We start from the raw sequence: 744 nt of genomic DNA on the forward strand, positions 1-744 counted from the left end.
CCTATTGGTGTTGCAACTTTACTATCTACAGATGGCTGGCAAACATTAGATGGTGGTAGCCCAAAAGCTTATTTAGAGCTTACAGCAAATGGCATATTTGCTGATTGTGCCCCGATAAGTATGACCTCTATAAAACTAGATGATGCTCCAGATTTAACCGTGAAATCTTTGGCTTATATAGCGCAAAAGGAAGGCGCAAAGAACATCGATATTTCAACAGAAGAAGTAATAATGACTTACAATGATGGTAGTTATGATTACCCGTTTTGAAAGCCTAAAAAGTGTTTAGCGCACCGGAGGGTTCGTTGAACACACTGTTAAATGTCTCCGTATGATAGTGCCAATGTATAAGCTGATGTTTTTGTCTATTGCCTTGTTTTTGCATGGGTGTGCCATGACAGGTTTGACGAGAAGTGAATCGGTAACTACGTCCCTGACACAGAACACAAGTATTCTAGAAAGCATGAACTTGTCGGTTGAGGTTGGTTGTAACGGCAATAGTGCCAAAACATATAGTTTTATGGTATCGCCATTGATACCACTGCCACCAATCATCCCATCTTTTTTAAGTGGGCCCACGAATTTATTTGTAACGTTCCCTCCGAATATTGAACAAGCTCGGGCGTATTTGAGCAACTCAAATGGAGAAAGCCAACAAATAGATTTTATAGAAAGAAGAAAGGAGTGGAATGGTGATGGTTCGGTATTGTTTTATAGAGTTAAAGAAAGTTGCGGTTCGTTAGA

General features: G+C 39.9%; 2 protein-coding genes. Both read left to right on the forward strand.

What is annotated here, in order from left to right; translation table 11 throughout:
- The coding region (locus A3739_RS29520; protein ID WP_197472124.1) for a hypothetical protein at positions 1–270 on the forward strand (270 nt) is incomplete at its 5' end.
- 124 nt (positions 271–394) lie between these two features.
- The coding region (locus tag A3739_RS30745; RefSeq protein ID WP_231877026.1) for a hypothetical protein at positions 395–744 on the forward strand (350 nt) is incomplete at its 3' end.

The organism is Oleiphilus sp. HI0067, from assembly GCF_001635735.1.